General features: G+C 48.5%; 19 protein-coding genes and 1 riboswitch. Of the genes, 12 read left to right on the top strand and 7 right to left on the bottom strand.

Annotation, left to right across the window (positions count from 1 at the left end; all coding sequences use genetic code 11):
* The first annotated feature begins 3 nt into the window (after window positions 1–3).
* The 6 genes from B3F51_RS13535 to B3F51_RS13560 all read left to right on the top strand — a co-directional run bounded on the left by B3F51_RS13535 (window position 4) and on the right by B3F51_RS13560 (window position 6,838).
* Window positions 4–1,503, top strand: coding sequence for an FGGY-family carbohydrate kinase (locus B3F51_RS13535; protein ID WP_148636498.1), 1,500 nt, complete (start codon window positions 4–6; stop codon window positions 1,501–1,503).
* A 328-nt stretch (window positions 1,504–1,831) separates the two neighbouring features.
* A complete protein-coding gene (locus B3F51_RS13540) occupies window positions 1,832–2,590 on the top strand; it encodes an SDR family NAD(P)-dependent oxidoreductase (protein ID WP_148636499.1) in 759 nt (252 codons plus the stop codon).
* Window positions 2,591–2,813: 223 nt separating this feature from the next.
* Window positions 2,814–4,271 carry an NAD(P)/FAD-dependent oxidoreductase gene (locus B3F51_RS13545; protein ID WP_148636500.1) on the top strand — a complete coding sequence of 486 codons (1,458 nt, stop codon included), beginning with the start codon at window positions 2,814–2,816 and terminating at the stop codon, window positions 4,269–4,271.
* Window positions 4,268–5,560, top strand: a complete 1,293-nt coding sequence (locus tag B3F51_RS13550) for an NAD(P)/FAD-dependent oxidoreductase (protein ID WP_286947608.1) — start codon at window positions 4,268–4,270, stop codon at window positions 5,558–5,560. The genes B3F51_RS13545 and B3F51_RS13550 overlap by 4 nt, the downstream gene beginning before the upstream one ends.
* The gene (locus B3F51_RS13555; protein WP_286947610.1) at window positions 5,557–5,988 is read left to right on the top strand and encodes a DUF1667 domain-containing protein; all 432 of its coding nucleotides are present in this window, start codon (window positions 5,557–5,559) and stop codon (window positions 5,986–5,988) included. The genes B3F51_RS13550 and B3F51_RS13555 overlap by 4 nt, the downstream gene beginning before the upstream one ends.
* Entirely contained in the window at window positions 5,978–6,838 is an 861-nt protein-coding gene (locus tag B3F51_RS13560) for a class II fructose-bisphosphate aldolase (protein WP_286947612.1), read from the top strand. Before B3F51_RS13555 ends, B3F51_RS13560 begins: the two co-directional genes overlap by 11 nt.
* Window positions 6,839–7,111: 273 nt before the next feature.
* Here the strand turns inward: B3F51_RS13560 and B3F51_RS13565 are convergent, their stop codons facing one another.
* The 3 genes from B3F51_RS13565 to B3F51_RS13575 all read right to left on the bottom strand — a co-directional run bounded on the left by B3F51_RS13565 (window position 7,112) and on the right by B3F51_RS13575 (window position 10,585).
* Window positions 7,112–7,513, bottom strand: a complete 402-nt coding sequence (locus B3F51_RS13565; protein ID WP_286947613.1) for a hypothetical protein — start codon at window positions 7,511–7,513, stop codon at window positions 7,112–7,114.
* 78 nt (window positions 7,514–7,591) lie between these two features.
* A riboswitch (cyclic di-GMP riboswitch) is annotated at window positions 7,592–7,675 on the bottom strand.
* Window positions 7,676–7,751: 76 nt separating this feature from the next.
* Window positions 7,752–9,779: a sensor domain-containing diguanylate cyclase gene (locus tag B3F51_RS13570; protein WP_286947615.1), complete on the bottom strand. Its 2,028-nt coding sequence runs from the start codon at window positions 9,777–9,779 to the stop codon at window positions 7,752–7,754.
* A gap of 116 nt (window positions 9,780–9,895) precedes the next feature.
* Window positions 9,896–10,585 carry a 3'-5' exonuclease gene (locus B3F51_RS13575; RefSeq protein ID WP_070369819.1) on the bottom strand — a complete coding sequence of 230 codons (690 nt, stop codon included), beginning with the start codon at window positions 10,583–10,585 and terminating at the stop codon, window positions 9,896–9,898.
* A 257-nt stretch (window positions 10,586–10,842) separates the two neighbouring features.
* Here B3F51_RS13575 and B3F51_RS13580 point away from each other — a divergent pair, with 257 nt between their 5' ends.
* From B3F51_RS13580 to B3F51_RS13595, 4 genes are all read left to right on the top strand, one after another.
* The gene (locus B3F51_RS13580) at window positions 10,843–11,202 is read left to right on the top strand and encodes a hypothetical protein (RefSeq protein ID WP_070369820.1); all 360 of its coding nucleotides are present in this window, start codon (window positions 10,843–10,845) and stop codon (window positions 11,200–11,202) included.
* A gap of 60 nt (window positions 11,203–11,262) precedes the next feature.
* Window positions 11,263–11,877, top strand: a complete 615-nt coding sequence (locus tag B3F51_RS13585; RefSeq protein ID WP_250932655.1) for a glycosyltransferase family 1 protein — start codon at window positions 11,263–11,265, stop codon at window positions 11,875–11,877.
* Window positions 11,878–11,939: 62 nt separating this feature from the next.
* Complete coding sequence (locus B3F51_RS13590) at window positions 11,940–12,509, top strand: glycosyltransferase (RefSeq protein WP_286947619.1); 570 nt, start codon at window positions 11,940–11,942, stop codon at window positions 12,507–12,509.
* Window positions 12,487–14,409, top strand: coding sequence for a PocR ligand-binding domain-containing protein (locus tag B3F51_RS13595; protein WP_286947621.1), 1,923 nt, complete (start codon window positions 12,487–12,489; stop codon window positions 14,407–14,409). Before B3F51_RS13590 ends, B3F51_RS13595 begins: the two co-directional genes overlap by 23 nt.
* Window positions 14,410–14,418: 9 nt before the next feature.
* Here B3F51_RS13595 and B3F51_RS13600 read toward each other — a convergent pair whose 3' ends face one another.
* The 3 genes from B3F51_RS13600 to B3F51_RS13610 all read right to left on the bottom strand — a co-directional run bounded on the left by B3F51_RS13600 (window position 14,419) and on the right by B3F51_RS13610 (window position 16,283).
* The gene (locus B3F51_RS13600; RefSeq protein WP_286947623.1) at window positions 14,419–14,856 is read right to left on the bottom strand and encodes a hypothetical protein; all 438 of its coding nucleotides are present in this window, start codon (window positions 14,854–14,856) and stop codon (window positions 14,419–14,421) included.
* Window positions 14,857–15,042: 186 nt separating this feature from the next.
* The gene (locus B3F51_RS13605; protein WP_250932647.1) at window positions 15,043–15,906 is read right to left on the bottom strand and encodes an ABC transporter ATP-binding protein; all 864 of its coding nucleotides are present in this window, start codon (window positions 15,904–15,906) and stop codon (window positions 15,043–15,045) included.
* A gap of 2 nt (window positions 15,907–15,908) precedes the next feature.
* The gene (locus B3F51_RS13610) at window positions 15,909–16,283 is read right to left on the bottom strand and encodes a GntR family transcriptional regulator (protein WP_228883578.1); all 375 of its coding nucleotides are present in this window, start codon (window positions 16,281–16,283) and stop codon (window positions 15,909–15,911) included.
* 295 nt (window positions 16,284–16,578) lie between these two features.
* On the opposite strand from B3F51_RS13610, the gene B3F51_RS13615 reads away from it, so the two are divergent.
* Together B3F51_RS13615 and B3F51_RS13620 are read left to right on the top strand one after the other, a co-directional pair.
* Window positions 16,579–17,079, top strand: a complete 501-nt coding sequence (locus B3F51_RS13615) for a GNAT family N-acetyltransferase (protein WP_286947625.1) — start codon at window positions 16,579–16,581, stop codon at window positions 17,077–17,079.
* Between the two features lie 108 nt (window positions 17,080–17,187).
* Window positions 17,188–17,817, top strand: coding sequence for a DsbA family oxidoreductase (locus B3F51_RS13620; protein ID WP_286947628.1), 630 nt, complete (start codon window positions 17,188–17,190; stop codon window positions 17,815–17,817).
* Window positions 17,818–18,023: 206 nt separating this feature from the next.
* On the opposite strand, the gene B3F51_RS13625 is transcribed toward B3F51_RS13620, so the two are convergent.
* Complete coding sequence (locus B3F51_RS13625) at window positions 18,024–18,608, bottom strand: hypothetical protein (protein ID WP_286947630.1); 585 nt, start codon at window positions 18,606–18,608, stop codon at window positions 18,024–18,026.
* Between the last annotated feature and the right edge of the window lie 31 nt (window positions 18,609–18,639).

Here is an 18,639-nt window from a genome sequence, read left to right on the forward strand (position 1 = left end):
AAAATGGGTAAATATTTATTGGGTCTGGACAATGGCGGCACGATGATTAAGGCTGCGCTTTATGATTTAAAAGGCAATGAGGTAGCCATTTCCAGTTCTAAAACGGTGATGTACCAGCCGCAACCGGGCTTTACTGAGCGCAATGTCGAAGAAATGTGGCAGGCCAATGTCACTGCCATCAAAGGGGTGATTGCCAAAGCCGGCATTGACGGCAGTGAGATCATCGGCCTTGCGGCCACCGGTCATGGCAATGGCCTCTATCTGGTTCGGGCGGATGGTAGCCAGACGACCAACGGGATGATCTCCACCGATGTCCGGGGTCGTGAATACGTGATCAAATGGCAAAACGACGGCACCCACGACAAGATCTTACCGAAAACGATGCAGAGCGTCTTTGCCGGACAGCCGACCACGCTGTTGCGCTGGTTTATGGATCATCAGCCCGAAGTGCTTGAGGAAACCCGCTGGATCTTTATGTGCAAGGACTACATCCGTTTCCGCTTAACCGGCGAAGCCTATGGGGAAATTGCCGATATGTCCGGTTCCAGCCTGATGAATGTTAGAGACGTTAAATACGATCGGGAGCTGCTTCGTGATATGGGGCTGGAAAGTATTTATGATAAATTGCCGCCACTGCGATATTCCGGCGAAGTCTGCGGCACCATCACCAAAGAAGTAGCCGCACTGACTGGTCTGGCTGAAGGCACGCCAGTGGCCGGGGGCTGCATGGATATTCATGCCTCAGCGATGGCCGTGGGGATCACTGATGAAGATAAGCTGTGCGTGGTGGCCGGCACCTGGAGCATTAACGAATATATCAGCAAGCAGCCGGTGGTCGACAAGGATCTCTTTATGACCTCCATTTATCCGATTCCGGGCTATTGGATGATCCTCGAAGGCAGCCCGACCTCGGCCAGCAATCTGGAATGGTTTTTAACTGAAATTCTCCGGGACATTGACTTAAAAGAGCAGGATGTCTATGAGTATTCCAACAATTGTGTCAACTGTGTCGCTGATGAAGATTGCGGTGTGGTTTTCCTGCCCTTTCTCTATGCCAGCAATGTCAACATTAACGCCAAGGCCTGTTTTGTTGGGCTGTCCAGCTACCACAACCGGGACAATATGCTGCGAGCCGTTTATGAAGGGATTGTCTTCAGCCATAAGTATCATATTGAAAAGTTATTGAAATATCGGAAGGCTCCCAAAAGCATCCGGATTGCTGGCGGGGTGGCCAAATCCCGGGTGTGGGTGCAGATGTTTGCCGATATTCTGCAGGTGCCCATCGAAGTCACCGAATGTACCGAGTTGGGGGCCCTGGGTGCGGCCATCTGTGCCGGAGTCGCCACTGGTGCCTACGAAAGCTTCAAGGCGGCTTCGGACGTGATGGTGGAAATTGCCTTTACGGCGGTGCCCAACCCGGATAAACGGGCGATGTACGAAAAGAAGTACAACCGCTACCTGAAGGTCATCAAGGCCCTGGATGGGATCTGGGACGAGTATTAAGATCAGTTCCGCTGAGCTTTGATGTCAGGATGATGCTAAAAGAGACAACGACGAAAACAAGTACCGACCAATTGTTAATCTGTTGTTTGCTGCGGGATCGGACACTAATAAGAAATAGAATTTCTTATTAGTCGCAGGCAGTCGCCAACTACAAGCCAGCTTGTGATTGGCTCGTTGCCTCCGCGCAGGCTATCGCCATGTTCGCCCCGATGCAAACAACATGATGTAACAATTGTCGGTACGGTTCGTTGCTTTGTTTTAAGAATTATTCAAATAACATCAAAGCAAGTTACTGATTTGGATGGCTGAGTGAAGATTGGAGATTAAAATGGATTTGAAACTTAACGGAAAAAATGCGATCATTACCGGGGGTTCCCGGGGGGTGGGCCGGGCGATTGCTCTGGGCTTGGCGGCGGAAGGGGTTAATGTGGTAGTCACAGCCCGGAAATCGTCGAAAGAATTATTGGAAGTGGTGGAAGAAGCCAAATCGATGGGGGTAAAAGCCTATCCTTTGGGGGCAAATATGAATAATGCCGATGATGTCCAGGTGATGATGAAGGAGGCCGAAGCACTGTTGGGGGATCTGGATATTCTGATCAACAACGCCGGGATCTGGCTGACCGGCTGGATTCAGGATATTCCCTTATCGGATTGGGAAGAGACCATGGATGTCAATCTGACAGCACCCTTTCTGACCTCTCAGTATTTTGCTAAAATCAATCTGGCCAGGCAGCGGCCCGGGCGGATCATCAACATTAATTCCCAGGCGGCCTTTAACGGTTCCACCACCGGCCATGCTCATTACGCTGCCAGCAAAGCCGGGATGGTGGCCCTGACCATTTCGATGGCCCGGGAACTATCGTCCTATGGGATTACTGTTAACGGCATCGCCCTGGGGGTGGTGTATACCGACATGATCCGGGATAAGATTGCCGCTAACCCCGGCTATTACGAAAGTCGGATTCCCATCGGGCGGGTCGCCCAGCCGGAAGATATCGCCAATATCGTCGTCTTTATGGCCTCCGAACCGGCGTCTTACCTCACTGGTACTACCATCGACGCCACTGGCGGAATGTTGATGCGGTAGCCATTATCTGCGGATGGGCGAACACGGTTCGCCCCTACGAACCAGAATTTGCAGTGACGTAAAAAACTCACCAGCTGCGTTACGCATTATCTTGTAGGGGCGAATAGTATTCGCCCGAAACGTTGATCACCAACCAAATGAATGCGGTTGGGTACAACCCGCCGCTACGAACCAAAATAAACAACGGCACAAAATACTCACACCACTAATGAAAGGAAATCACATGAATCATTATGACATCATCATCATTGGCGGCGGGATTACCGGTACGGCCATTGCCCATGAATGTTCAAAATATCAATTGACGGCAGCGCTGCTGGAGCGGGGCACCGATATCGGGATCGGGGCCACCAAAGGAAATGGCGGGGTGGTTCACCCGGGTTATGATCCCACCCCAGGGAGTCTGAAAGCGAAGATCAATGTCCGGGGCGCCAACCGCTATCCGCAGCTGGCCCGGGACCTGAACTTTGGCATCATCAATCCGGGAATCTTTGTGATCGGCTTTAGTGATGCCGATGAGGCGGTGCTAAAACACAAACTGGATTTCGGCATCAAAAACGGGGTTAAAGATCTGGCGATTATTGATGCCGTGCAGATGCGCAACCGTGAGCCCCAGCTGGCCACCACTGCCAGACATGCGCTCTACGCCCCGACGGCTACTGTGGTTGATCCGTTTGAGGTGGCCATTGCTTTTGCTGAAAATGCCAAAGCCAACGGCGTCGAGATTCTGACCAGTCAGCCAGTTACCGCCATTAAAAAAAGAACGGACGGCAATTTTCTGCTGAACACCCCCGATCAGCAATTTACCTGTACTTATATCGTCAACGCCGCCGGTAATCATGCCGATGATGTGGCCAGGCTGGCCGGGATCGCTGAATACCAGATGAAACCCCGCCATGGCGATTTGCTGGTGTTGGATAAGGACATGGTTAATAAGCCCAAAACGGTGATGTTTCCCTGTCCCGGGCCGGACACCAAGGGGATTGCCTGCATACCTACGGTGCATGGTAACACCATCGTTGGTTCCACCGCCACGATGTTGGATGACAAGGAAGCCGTCAACAATTATGCGCCGGGGATTCAGGCTCTGATTGACGGGGTTCACAAGATTTTGCCAGAACTCGACGCCGCTAAGATCATCCGCACCTTTGCCGGGTTGCGGCCAGTGGTGCTGGACAACAACAATGATTTTTACATTGCCGAATCCCCGACGGTTAAAGGTTTTATCCATGCGGCTGGAATTCAGTCTCCGGGGGTGGCCTCGGCCCCGGCGATTGCCGAGCTAGTTCGGGATCTGCTGGATAATGCCGGGTTGGAAATGGTGCCTAAAGCGGATTATAATCCCTATCGGGAGAAACTGACGGTTTTTACGGAGCTGTCGCTTGCTGAACAGGATGCGCTAATTAATGAGCATCCCGCCTATGGTCGGATTGTTTGCCGCTGTGAAACGGTAACCGAGGGTGAAATCATCGCTGCCATCCATGGGGCGATTCCGGCCCACACCCTGGATGCGATTAAGCGCCGGACCCGGGCGGGGATGGGCCGTTGTCAGGGTGGTTTCTGCCAGTATAAGGTGATTGCGATTCTGGCCCGGGAGCTGGGCCTGTCGGCGGATGCCATCTGTCTTGAAGATGCCGGCTCGCAACTGCTTTGCGGGGCAGTCAAGGGAGGTGCGAAATGAAACAGTTAGACTACGACGTGGTCGTCATCGGCGGCGGCCCGGCCGGCATGGCGGCAGCTCTGAAAGCCAACGAAAAGGGCGCCACCGTGGCCATTATCGAACGCAACGACGAGTTGGGGGGGATTCTCAATCAGTGTATTCACAGCGGTTTTGGCCTCAGTTATTTCAAGCAGGAGTTAACCGGCCCGGAATACGCCGAGCTGTTTATTAACCGGGTGAAGGATAGCGATATTGATGTTTATCTGAACACCATGGTTATCGATTTAGCACCAGACCACCGGATCACCGCAGTCAATCAAGACGGCATGCTGGTTCTGGCAGCCGGGGCGATTGTGCTGGCAATGGGCTGTCGCGAACGAACCCGAGGGGCGATTAAGATTCCCGGCTCCCGACCGGCCGGAGTGCTGACCGCCGGGCTGGCCCAGCGTTATGTCAACATTGAAAACCGCAAACCAGGCGAACGAATTGTTATTCTCGGTTCCGGCGACATCGGCCTGATCATGGCCCGACGGCTGACCCTGGAAGGGATGCAGGTGCTGGGGGTTTACGAGTTGATGCCCTATGCCAATGGCCTATACCGGAACATCAAAAATTGCCTCGACGATTTTGATATCCCCCTGCATCTGTCAACCACGGTAACAAATATCATCGGCTACCCGCATCTGGAAGCAGTCGAGGTGGCTAAGGTTGATGAGAACTTTGCGGTGATTGACGAGACCCGGGAAGTGATTGCCTGTGATACCCTGTTGCTGTCGATTGGTCTGATTCCCGAGAATGAGCTGTCGCAAAATTCCGGAGTCCGCCTCAATCCCCGGACCAACGGTCCGCTGGTTGATGAAGAGCTGGCCACCGACCAACCGGGAATCTTTGCCTGTGGCAATGTTCTCCACGTTCACGATCTGGTCGACAATGTGACCCTGGAAGCTGAACAGGCCGGAACCGCTGCCGCAGTCTATGCGTTAGAGCAAAAGGCGGTGGTCAGTGAAAACAGACCGGCCAAAAATCAAGCAACGATCACAATCAGTCCCGGCGAAAATGTCGGCTATACCGTACCGGCCAGGCTGACCATTCCGCCACAAAAGCCAATCCGGATTTTATTCCGGGTCCGAACACCTCTGGATCAGGCTGCAGTCGTGATTCACACCGGTACAGAAATCCTTTACCAGGGTAAAGTCCAGGCCTATAAACCCAGTGTGATGGATGCAGTAGCCTTGCATCCGGAAGAACTCAACCGTCTAAACGAGTCCGACGAACCCATCACCGTATCAGTTCGAGAGGTAAAAAAATGAGACAGAAAAACATGAAACAGCAAGAAAAAATGATTACAGAATCCGATCAAACAGCGATCAAAGTTTGCTGTACCACCTGTCCTCAGGAATGTGTGATCACGGTTTATCTAACAGATGGGGTAATCGACAGGGTAGAGGGACAAGGCTGTAAACGGGGCAAAAAATTTGCCGAAAAAGAGTTAACAAACCCGGAAAGAACCTTAACCAGTACGATACTGGTGGAATATGGAGATAAGGTTTATCTGTTGCCGGTCAAAACGGCTGACCCGATTCCTAAAAAAGATCTGGCGATGGCCATGAATGTCATCCGCAAAGCCAGACTCATCGGGCCTTGTCAGATGGGGGATGTGGTCATCTCAAACATCTGCGGTACCGGGGTGGATGTTGTGGCCTGCCGGAGTATTAAGGAGGAGAATCATGCGTGTTAATCTGACGACGATTTTAAAGCAGGCTCAGGCTGACAGAACAGGGGTGGGAGCTTTTAACACCCCTAATCTGGAAAGCGTCCGGGCGGTGATCGCAGCGGCCGAAGCCGCAAACCAGCCAGTGATCATCATGCATGCCCAGATCCATGAAAGCCTGATTCCCCTGGAAGTCATCGGCCCGGTGATGATCCGGCTGGCCGACCAGGCCCGGGTGGATGTCTGTGTCCATCTCGATCACGGTGAAGACCTGGGCTATCTGCTTCATGCCATGAAAATGGGTTTCACCTCGGTGATGTATGACGGGTCAAGACTGCCCTATGCGGAAAATTTGAGCAACACCCGGGAAATAGTCCGGGTGGCCCATTATCTCGGCGTCTCGGTGGAAGCTGAGTTGGGTCGGGTGCTGCGCCCGGAGGGCGGGGGACGCCCTGATCCCGAAGAAAAAGAGCTGACTCCAGCAGCATGCTACACCGATCCCGAGCAGGCCAGCGACTTTGTAGAGGCTACCGGAGTGGATGCCCTGGCGATTGCCTTTGGTACCGCCCACGGTCTTTACGAGGCCGAACCCTGTCTGGATTTTGAGCGGATCGCCGCCATTCATCAGCAGGTGGATGTCCCATTGGTGATGCACGGCGGTTCGGGAGTAAGTGATAGCGACTTCCGCCAGGCCATTGCTGCCGGGATCACCAAAATCAATTATTTTACCTACATGTCGCTGGCTGGGGGGCAGGCTGTCAAAACCTGGTTTGAACAGCAGCCCGGCCAGGTGCTGCGCTTTGATGAGATTGCAAAGATTGGCCAGGCGGCCATGCAGGCCGATGTGATCCGGGCTATCAAGGTGTTTCAGGGTTAACGCAATCATCTAAAGACTTGGTGGTGAATAATAATAAAAAAATCATTTGGTGTAAATAGCGCAGTTTAAAAAAAACGGTAAGCTCCCATCAAATGGTTTTTTATTGTAGCGAATATTATTACCCTCAAAAAGGATTCAAATACGATCGAAAAACTATACAAAAAAAGACCAACCTGAACTGAGTGCTCAGGCTGGTCAAAGAAGAAGAAAATTTATCTCAGCAAAATTGCTTTTGCCAGATATCTGAATTAAACAATGATTCAGATGAAACGATTAAACAACTGGTTCCAATTCCGGGACAACGGGGTCGGGAGTCAGTTCAATGACCGGGATTTCAGCGGCCGGATCGGTGCTGTCATCGTCAACCGGGGTTTCGGTGACTGGATCGGTGGTGCCATCGTCAACCGGGGTTTCGGTGACTGGATCGGTGGTGCCATCGTCAACCGGTGTGGTGACAGGATCAGTAACGGTCGGGTCACTGCTGTCGGGGCTTTCGGGTTCGACTGGATTGACAACCGGAACGTCTACTGGAGCTGGAGCCGGGGCGACAACGGTTTCCTTTTTGGGAGGTGGATTGCTGTTGCCTTTGTCTGAATTCTTCGGTGCTGCCAGCGCCGTAGCGGGGGCGGAAAGGGCCAGTGCCAGGACCAAAACGAGAAACAATCTTTTTTTCATAAAAGACTCCTTTCAATTGATCTCCATTAAAAAAACTGTATGCCTAAAAAGGCATACAGTTAAAGACCCTGCGCCCTCTTCGGCAACCCGGCTGTCGTAGCAAAATGCCTTAGACCCGTGGCTTTGCGTCCCTGACTTTCACCAGGTTTGCCATTATCGGAGATATTTGATTTTATTATAAATCAGATCGCAAGCGATTGCAAGGGATAATTCAAGGTTTTGAATATAGTTAATTTGATTAAGATTTTTCGGTCCGCAAAATGGTGTTGCGGCCCTGTTTTTTAGCCTGATAGAGGAGCCGGTCGGCCGTTTCGATCAGCTCGCTGACACTGTTGTGATCCCACTCGGCAATTCCGCCGCTGATGGTCAGCTCGATGCGATCGTGGTAGAAACGGGTATCTTTGATTTTGATCCGGATCCGCTGGGCAATCTGGTAGCCCTCGTTGAGGGTGGTGTCCGGCATCACAATTAGGAACTCTTCGCCGCCATAGCGGCCCAGAAAATCGCTTTTGCGGAGGTTATCCATGATGATCTGGACAGTTTCCACCAGCACCGTATCACCAGCCTGATGGCCAAAGCGGTCGTTGACGGATTTAAAATGATCAAGGTCGATCATCATCACCGAAAAGGTCGAATAAAGTAATGGGGTATTGGCATGGATATCCTCCAGAATGTTAAAGATACAGCCCCGGTTGCAGGCTCCGGTGAGGGCATCGATGGTGGATTGCGTAAGCAGAATCGACTCCTGCTTTTTCAAAAACAGGTTGGATTCTTCCAGTTTTTTTAAGATCTGCTTGGTTTTACTGATGTCTTTTGCGTTTAAGATATAGCCGAGGATTTGCCCATCCTCGCTGCGGTAGGCAGAAATCGAGGCGATTACGGTGGTTTTCTGATGGTTGTCTTTAATCATGGTGCCTTCGATGTTTTCCAGGCGGGGGTTTAAAATCAACTTTGCCTGCAAATCACGCAGGCTGCTACTGCCGTCAAAGATGGTGTCAATCGGGCTACCGACGATTTGGCCACAGTGCTTGCCCAGAAACAGCCTAGTATATTGATTGATCCGGAGGATTTTAAGATCACTATCCATAATAATCAGAATATCACCGACCGAATCGATGACGTTTTCCAGGTAGGTTTTGGTAACCAGGGTCGACTGTAGCTTGGCCGACAGCTCATTAAAGGACTGGGTCAGCTGGCCCAGTTCGTTGCTGCCGGAAACCGGCATGAAAAAATCCAGGTTGGTGCCGGAGACCCCTTTAATCCGGTTGGTCAGGCGGATCAAAGGCTCGGTGATGGAGCGGGTCACCAGGAAATAGATCAGCAGCAGGCTAAAGACGGTGTAAGTCAGAAAGACCAGCAGGGTGGCCATCCGGGTGCCATTGATCTGGCGGATAATATCGTCATACTGATAACGGATGGCAATGACCTTCTGGGAATCGTTCATGCCGCCGGGGAAGGTGTTGACATAAATGTATTCCTGATCAAGCAGGCCCAGGTCGCCCGTGATGATCTGGTCGGTGCCATTACTGATGACGGTATCAATCATGGCGATCCGGGCCGGGTCGGTTTCGGTTTGACCGCTACCCAGCATGATGTGGTTTTTGTCATAGACCGTGATGTCAGCAATAAAGGGGTTATTGTCCTGTACAGTTTTTTCCATATCGGTGTAGTTGAGCTGGGTAATAAATTGTGACAGCGAGCCGGGCGAAATGCCCACCTCTAGCACATAACGATGGTCGGCGGTGGGGATATACCCCCACTTGCGCAGCTCCCCGGTGACTAAATCGGTGGTGACATGGGAGATTTCCGGGTCATGCCTCTGGCGCAGTTCGGTGAGAGTCTTAAAAAAATCCGGTACCGTTTTAAAATCAATGCCCAGGGCCGAGGGGAAGGTCGTCCGGATGATGACTCCGTTTTCATCAATAATATACAGATCCAGATTATTATGGTAACGCGCTTTGATGGCGTCCAGATCGATGGCCGTGACATTGCCCTTTTGCGTCTCATATTCGGCATTAAACAGCTGGAGACTCTCGGCCATCATCTCATCATAATAGGTGGATACCAGCTCGTAGCTTTTTTCAGTGCTGATAATGGTATCAATGATGTTGATCCGGGTCTGGTTGATGGCCAGCTGGGTATTATTCAGAATGCCGTTGCGGATGCTGTTGTAGTTGATCATCGCAAAGAGAAAATAAAGGGGTGTAATGATCGCAACCAGGACGATCATCATTGAGTATTTAATGGAAAGATTGCGAAATTTCATAAATTCCTTCCTTTCATGATCGAGACATCCAGAAAATGCCGTGGTGCTGATTAAAAAAGGGCGGCGGTGCCAAAGCAGCCGTCGCCCTTATTGAGGGGAAAATAGAAAGTTGGCAATCACAGCGAAATCCGGGCAAACTGATCCCTGCTGGTGGTCAGATGCTGGCATTTCTTTTTATAGGGGGAATGTTTGTGATTAAACTCCCTGGCCAGGATCAGGGTATTGAGTTCATCCACACAGGTCAGAGAACCCTGATGATATTTCAGGGACTGATAAAGATTATTGCTGACTAGACAGTCGGATAGAGCCCGGTGGGCATTTGTGTTCTGAATGGCGCATTTTTCACACAGTGAGGTCAGTTGGGAATTGAGAACCGAACGCTGCCGTTCCCTAAACAACTCCCGGATGTCGATAAAATCATTGGTCAGATCATGATTGATGTAAAGCTTACAGTGATCATACAAAAAATTGACGTCGGCATTGACCTTATGGCCAATTAAAATAAGGTCGCCGATAAACGCAGTAAAGGCGGAAAGCACTTCTGCAATGGGGGCCGCATCGGCCAGCATGTTATTGGTGATTCCCGTCAGGCTGGTGATATAGGAACTGATGGGGTTGCGGGGTTTACAAAGCATCTGAAAAACCGAAACGATTTTATTGTCCCGTACCTTGACGGCGCCGATTTCGATGATTTCGCAGTTGTGGGGACTGAATCCGGTGGTTTCAATGTCAATGATGACATAATTATCGGGAAAGTCAATCAGGCTGTTGCCTTTTTTTTCTCTCAGGGTTCCATATTTATTCATTGGTATTCTCCTAACAAGTTACGGTGAAAGTGATTTGTTTATTTTGTTATATTTATAACCAATCAAAGTACAAATAATCAGCACTGTCACCAAAAATTATAAAAAATTGTGAAATGATAAAAAAATTTGCCCAGAGGTATCGCTTTAAAAATATTTTTGAGAAAAAATAACAGGATGGGGTATACAACGAGCAAGCCGGTTGGCCTTGTCGCAGCATCAAAACTGAGGCTAGTTTACGATCAAATGGGGGAAGAAAGATGGAGATTGTAATGGTACACGGATACTTTTTACGAGGTACCGGCAGTAACCTCTTTGTCGCAAATACCTGTCGGGAATTGTGTAAGCTGGGGCATCAGGTAAAGTTGTTCTGTCAGGAAGAAAAGCCCCAGTTGTTTGACTTTATCGAAACCGCCTGGGACTTTGATCGCCACAACCACAATATTACAATAGTTTATCAACAAGCGACCCCCTATCCGGGGAAATGTCAGTTGTATCGACCCAATCTGAATGGTTTTTTACCAGTCTATGTTTATGACAATTACCCGGGTTATGTGGTAAAAACCTATTCTGACTGTACCCCAGCAGAAATTGAAGCCTATATTGAAGATAACCGTTGAGCGCTGGATGCTGTCGTCGACCCGGGGCGCACCGCTCTGGTCTTAAGCAACCATAGCATTATGCAGCCGGTTTATGTAGCCCGGAGTCGACTGGGCCACTGCCGCCACGTGATGACCGTTCACGGTAGCTGTTTGAATTTTTCGGTGCGCCACAGTCTCTTGTTAAAGGAATACGCCCGGGAAGCTCTGGCCAATGCCGAGTGGGTAGTTTTTATCAGTCAGTATTCCAGACTGGAGTTTCTGGCGTTTTTTGACAATGACCCAAGTCTTTACGCAAAATCGCTGGTGATTCCGGGCGGGGTGGATCTGAAGAATTTTATCAGTTTAAATGATAGCAGTGAGAAACAGGCCGAGATCGATGGTCTGCTGGCCAGGCTGGCAGCGCCCCCCTTGATCGCTGGACAGCCCTCAGCTGCGACGGCGCTCTTGCAGACCGATGAAGACGTCGTTCGTAAGCTGGGTCGGATTGACTTTACGGATGAAAAAATCATCTTATATTATGGCAAGTATTTGTGGACAAAAGGGGTACAGTTACTGATTGCGGCAGCGCCGCTGATGCTGATGAAAAATCACCGACTGCGAATCATTCTGGTAGGCTTTGGGTCATCCCGGGATTATTTTGAAACTCTGATAAAGGCTCTGGATCAGGGGGATCTGGCACCTTTATCACACTAATCAGGAAACCGGACAGTGTCGATGCCACCATTGCTGCCGATGCTTCCGTTTATTTTGAAGCATTGTTAAATAAATTGAATGACCCGGATTTTGCCAGCGCTTATCTAGCAGCCGCCACCGGAGCCATCCGGGAAGCGATTGTTTTCACCGGCTATCTTGATCATCAACATTTAAAAAGCCTGATTGCCTGTTGCAAAATTACCGTAGCTCCATCGATTTTTCCCGAGGCATTTGGGTTGGTGGCCGTTGAAGCGCTGGCATCGGGGATCATCCCGGTGCTGACCAACCACAGTGGTTTTGCCGAAGTGATCAGCATCTATCGCCAGATTTTTGGAGACATTTTTGACCGGGGCGAAGCCGATGGGGCATTTAGGCTGCCAGCGCTTGATGGCGAGCTGATTTTTAACCTGGCAGGGTCGCTAAATTATCTGCTTAACTATTATGCGGGGCTCAGCAACAGTGCCCGACAGGAAGTCCGCAACCGGGCCCGGAAAATTTGTGTTGACAACTACACCTGGGAAGCCGTGGTGCAGCGCTACCTTCGTTGTAGTAACGGAGGTAGCGCTGTTGATCTCGGCCAGAATTGGATGCCGCCAAAAGGAGAATGTGATGGAACAAAACACAATCAATGACAAGATCATGATGGTCAATGCCCAGGGGATTGTCCTGGGTGCCAGCGCCGCCTGTGCCGAATTTCTTGAGCAGAAGTTTGAGCAACTAAACGGCATTTATATTTTAGATCTGAATTTCGGCCTAACCTTAACCCAATTTTTGGCATATTTTGAAAAGATAAAAAAGGACCATCACTTTGCTTTCAAAACTTATTTTACCAATCAGGCTAACCACATGATTCATATCGACGTGCGGGGAATTTATGTGGATTCTCAGGAGTTGGTGCTACTGAACATCAGTGCAGGTGTTCCGGAAGAAACAAAAAATTATTTCAGCGATCCCAAAAAGCTGCTGATGGAATTCCCGACTACCGCTGTTGAATTGAGTCTGGGTGATGTGATGGACGCCACCCTGTTCCAGAATATCATGGACTATTTTTACGAACTGACCGGGATCCCGGTGGGGATTATTGATATGAATGGCAATATCATTGTCAAAGAAGGATGGCAGGATATCTGTGTCAACTTTCATCGGCTTAATCCGGCTTCCTGTAAAAACTGCCTGGAAAGTGATTTTGAAATAACCAAAGGAATCGAAGTGGGTGAATACCGGAGCTATAAGTGTAAAAATAACCTTTGGGACATTGCCACCCCGATTTATCTGGGAAATCAGCGGATGGGGCATATTTACCTGGGTCAGTTTTTTTACACTGATGAATCCATCGATTACGACTATTTTCAAAATCAAGCCAGAGAATTTGGATTTGATGAGGAAGCTTATATGGCGGCATTGGAGCGGGTTCCACGCTTTAGTCATCGACAGGTGGAAACCGCTATGAAGTTTTATACCAAGATGGCCAGTTACATCTCGCAATTGAGTTTTACCAACATCAAGATCCATCAAACCATGATTGAATTGTATAATGTCATGAATTTTCAAAATGCTCTGATGGATGCGGTACCTTCACCGATTTTTTACAAGAATAAAGATCTGGTCTATCTTGGTGGCAACAAAACCTTCGAAGAGGCGATTGGTTTGGCGCCATCGGATTACATCGGTAAAACGGTGTTTGATATTTCGTCCCGGGAATTGGCAGAGGCTTATCATCAGGCCGATGTCGAACTGTTGAAGACTAAAACACCTCAGGTTTATGATTTCCAAATCGTGTCCTCGACTGGCAAAAATAAAAGTGTTATTTTTAACAAAGCTATCTTTACTGACCAGGCTGGTGAAGTGGCGGGGATCATCGGTGTTATTCAGGACATTACCGAGATGAAACAGGCTCAGGAATATCTACAGAAGGTGAATGAAGAAATAATTGATACCCAGAAAGAAGTCATTTATACTCTGGGTGAGATCATCGAGACCCGTTCTCAGGAGGCTGCCAAGCATGTGGTGCGGGTAGCGGAATATTCACATCTGATCGGGCTTAAGTATGGCTTGAATCAGGAAGACGTTATGCTGTTAAAAATCGCAGCACCGATGCATGACATTGGCAAAATCGGGATACCGGATCATATTCTCAACAAACCGGGCCCCTTGACCCGGGAAGAGTTCGATTGTATTAAAACCCACACGACCATCGGCTATAATATTATGAAAAAATCAAGCCACAAAATTTTAAAAATAGCTGGGATCATTGCCTTAAGCCATCACGAACGCTGGGATGGCACCGGTTATCCCCAGGGAATAGCCGGGAAGCAGATCAATGTGTTCAGTCGCATCGTATCGGTAGCCGATGTTTTTGATGCCGTTTCTCACAAGCGCTGCTATAAGGAGGCCTGGCCGTTGGATCAGGTAAGACACTATCTGGTGGAGCAATGCGGGAAGATGTTTGATCCTCGGGTAATCACCTTGTTTCTTGACAACTGGGAAGAAATTTTAATGATACGTTCCGAGTATTCCGATGCAAGTAGCTAGAATTACACATTAACTTTTGCGTTGATAAAGCATCCGGGAAAACCGGAAACTGATGACATTGGCAAAAATGGCAAGGATCAACACGGCAATCCAAAGACTGCTCTGCAGCACGTTATATAAAAGCAACATCAGGCCCATCGCCGGGAATAGCGCTAACACCCCGATAATATCGGATTTTTGGGCCTCGAACAGATAAAAAATCAGAAACTCGAGGGGTAAAAACAGCGCAACAAACAATAACCCATCAGGGACAATAGCGGTTTGCACAATCGCAAAGATGTCCGGTTTGATGGCGTGGTTGATGTGAGAAAACAAAATGATCAGCGGTGTGGCAACCAGACAAAAGAGTATAAAGGATGATGCCCCGGGCTCCGATAATGATTGTCGGGGTAACCGGGAGGAGGCAAAATAGAAACTTCGTTTTATATTTGGCGTCGTTAAAAGCAAAATTCCGCAAAAGCAAATAGGATAGCATCAAAAGTCCCACTGCAAAAACAATGACATTGGCACGATCATTGTTTATGTTAATCTGATTAAAATACATTGGGTACAACACAATACAGAGCAGCTGCAACCAGACAATTTGACTTAATGATGAAATCTGCATTTTAGTGAAATGAAGAAAGTTTGACTTTAGCATGATGGCCTCCTGGCATAGTAGTTTAAAATATCCTCAATTGAGGGAACTTCATAGACCGTTTGGCTGGGCAGAACTTTTTTGAGGGCGGCTTTATTATCGGTTAGCCCCTCAAAGCCGTAGCTGGATTTATTCAGGCCGACAAAGTGATCGGCGTGATCGGGCAGTAACAGGGCAGGATCGCCTTTAACTATGGCGTGCTGATCTTTTATTTCGTCCTTTGGCCCGTGGAGGATAATTTGGCCGTTAACAATAAAAAACAAATAATCCGCTATTTTATCAAGGTCGGAGGTGATATGCGTCGCCATTAATACCGTTTTGTTGTCCGCCAACACAATGTCTTTGAGGATTTCAATCAGTTCACTTCGTACCAGCGGATCGAGGCCAGCTGTTGGCTCGTCCAGAATAAAAAGCTCAGCCCCATGGGAAAGGGCCAGCACCAGGGCGTATTTCATCCGCATTCCCCGGGACAAATGCTTGATCTTTTTATCCTCGGGCAATTCAAGTTTATCCAGATAAGCATGATAGGCCTGATTGTCCCAGGTTGAATACATCGGAGCAATCAGGCGTGTCATTTTCTGTAAGGTCAAGTCTTCATAAAAATGACCGTCATCCAGCACAACCCCCAGCTTTGATTTGATTGCCAGATCGTTGTGGACACTATCCAAACCCAAAACGGTGATTTTTCCCTGATCGGGTTGGATCATGTTCAGAATGCTTTTGATCGTGGTTGTTTTTCCGGCGCCATTGGGTCCGATAAAGCCGGTCAGTGTTCCTTTTTCCAGCGACATATTGATATTCTGCAAGCTGAAATCGGCATAGTTTTTGCAAAGGTTATTGATTTCTAAAACTGCATTCACGTTTATTCCTCCCTGATTAACACGTCGATAATATTTTTTAAATCCGCACCTGAAATGCCGACAGGTTTACCATAGTCAAGGATATCGGTCAACCTTTTTTCAATTTCCATCAAGCGGGTTTCACGCAACAGCTCCATGTTTTGAGGCGCAACAAAAGAGCCTTTACCCATCATATTAATGGTGAATCCTTCAGCTTCGAGGCAGTCATAGGCTTTTCTGGTCGTAATCACGCTGACATTCAAATCCCTGGCCAGGCCTCTGACAGAAGGCAGAAGATCGCCCTCCTTTAATTCGCCAGACAGGATCTCAGCTTTGATTTGGTTCATAATCTGCTCGTAAATAGGCACTTCAGCAGAATTTTTAATGATGATGTTCACTTTCCTATTACCTCCAGATTCAAATACTGTGCATGCACGATAAGCACAGTATAGCTGGCAATCATCTTTATGTCAATATGTTTAAAACCAGCGTCAAGAATAAAAATTTCATCCGGATCATATTTAGACATACTCACAGGTATCAAACCGGTGGGTTTGTTTTTTTGCCAGAAAGCAGATATGATCTTTCCCACAACACCATTAAATGATACAATAGTGCCATTCCAAACGAATTGCAAAAGTACGCTCTGTTTCGCAAGTCCCCAATCATTCATGCAAAAGGAGTAATAAAACAATGACACTAAAAATCAGAAACGTGACAATTGAAGATCTAAAAGCAGTCACCGCAGTGGAAGCCAGCTGCTTTCCGGCAGCCGAGGCCGCAACCAGGAGCGCATTTGCACAACGCATCAAGGTCTTTCCGGAGAGTTTTTTTATCGCCGAAATGGATGACAAAATCGTCGGGTTTATCAATGGGGGTGTCATCAATGAAACGACAATTGGGGATGAATTATTTCAGGACGCTGATCGACATGTTCCAGACGGCGCTTACCAGACCGTTTTTGGTCTCGATGTGATCCCCGGTTATCGTAATCAGGGAATCGCCGCCCGGTTAATGGAGCATTTGATTGCAGTATCACGATCAGCCAGTCGCAAAGGCGTGATTCTCACCTGCAAAGCTTCGCTGATTGATTATTATCAAAAATTCGGGTTTGAAAATTCCGGCGAATCGCAATCGGTGCATGGTGGCTCAAAATGGTATGATATGATCCTGCGCTTCGATTCGCCCCAATAATTAGCGAACATAGGGGATCACAACGTTTGTAAACCAGTGGCTGGTATGTCAGGCACGCAAAATTAATGGAAAGGTCTTGCCAGCGGTAAGAATTGTGAGGTAATAACAGTGAAAGTAGAAATTTGGTCAGATTATGTCTGTCCCTTTTGTTATATCGGAGAAAGAAAACTTGCCTTAGCCCTCGAAAAAACAGGGATGACAGCAGCAGCCGAGATCGTTTTTAATGCGTATGAATTGGATCCAAATGCCAGGAAGAGCTATGATGAGAACATTAATCAACTGATTGCCAAGAAATATGGAATGAGTTTGGAACAGGCCATAGCGGCTAACAACAATATCATCAATGCGGCCAGAGAAGTTGACCTGGATTTTAATTTTGACAAACTGCAGCCGACCAATACCTTTGATGCGCACCGGTTGTCCCATTACGCCAAGGATCAGGGCAAGCAGCAGGTCTATACCGAAGCGGTGATGAAAAGCTATTTTACGGAGGGATTGAACATTTCAGATTTTGACGTGTTAACGGCCATTGCAGGTGAAGTGGGATTAGATCAAGTGGAAGTCTTACGCATTTTAGAATCATCGGCGTATGAAAAAGAAGTCCGTCAAGATGAAAAAAATGCCCGTTCCCGCCAGATACATGGCGTCCCCTATTTTTTGTTTAACGGAACAACGGCTGTCAGTGGCGCGCAACCAGTGGATACCTTTGTGGCGGTGATTGAAGAACTAAAAGAGTAGAATTAAAATGTTCTCAACTTGATCCAACAGCACCATGTTTGGCTTTTTTGAACCGCTTAGAACTTTGAATAGCAACTTTTTATATCATGGCCCCCTGTCTTAAATTTCTTTAATTATGTTACGTTTCCGTTGCAATACAACTAAAACACCCCTGGCCGATAATCCGCCAGGGGTGTCTTTGGGTTTAGTAAATGTGTTAATTCATATCACGCCAGGACATTCACACTGGCCTGACTGGTGTTCTGGTTGTTCTGGTATTGTTGAAATAGCGATAGTAATGATTGGTTGGTCTGGGTGCTTTGGCTTGATTCGGTATCATCCAGGAAGCTTAAGCTGCCCATTGATTCCCGGATTTGCATGTAGTTTTGCGAAATACCGCCATTAGGCATGCTCTCTGTCGCAGGAACAAGGTCCAGGATTTCCTGGAGATCAAAGCCGTTTGCTTCAACCGCATCAGCTAAGGCGCTGCCAGCCGGAATACCGGCGTCTCGCAAGCTTGATACGATGGTGCTGGCATCCTCTTCACTGAGTGAGGCGGCGTCGTACTCTTCAAGCAGCGAGCTGATTAAATCTTCCTGTTCCGCTGTCAGGATGGTTGAGTCGGTGGAGTCGGATGTGGCACTGGCATCTGGTGGTGGCGGTGGTGGCGGACCTTTTGGCGGAGGCGGCATGGAGCCATCGACCTGGCTGGTTTCACCGGTATCGCTGGTCTCGCTGGCGGTCGTTAGTTTGGCTTGATAAGCCTGCCAAATGCTGGAAGCACTACCACTTTGACTGATTGAACTAATCATTTTAGAGCTCTCCTTCCTATATTGTCAAGCC

Origin of the sequence: Acetobacterium sp. UBA5834 (genome assembly GCF_002435675.1) — a bacterium.
GTDB lineage: Bacteria > Bacillota > Clostridia > Eubacteriales > Eubacteriaceae > Acetobacterium > Acetobacterium wieringae.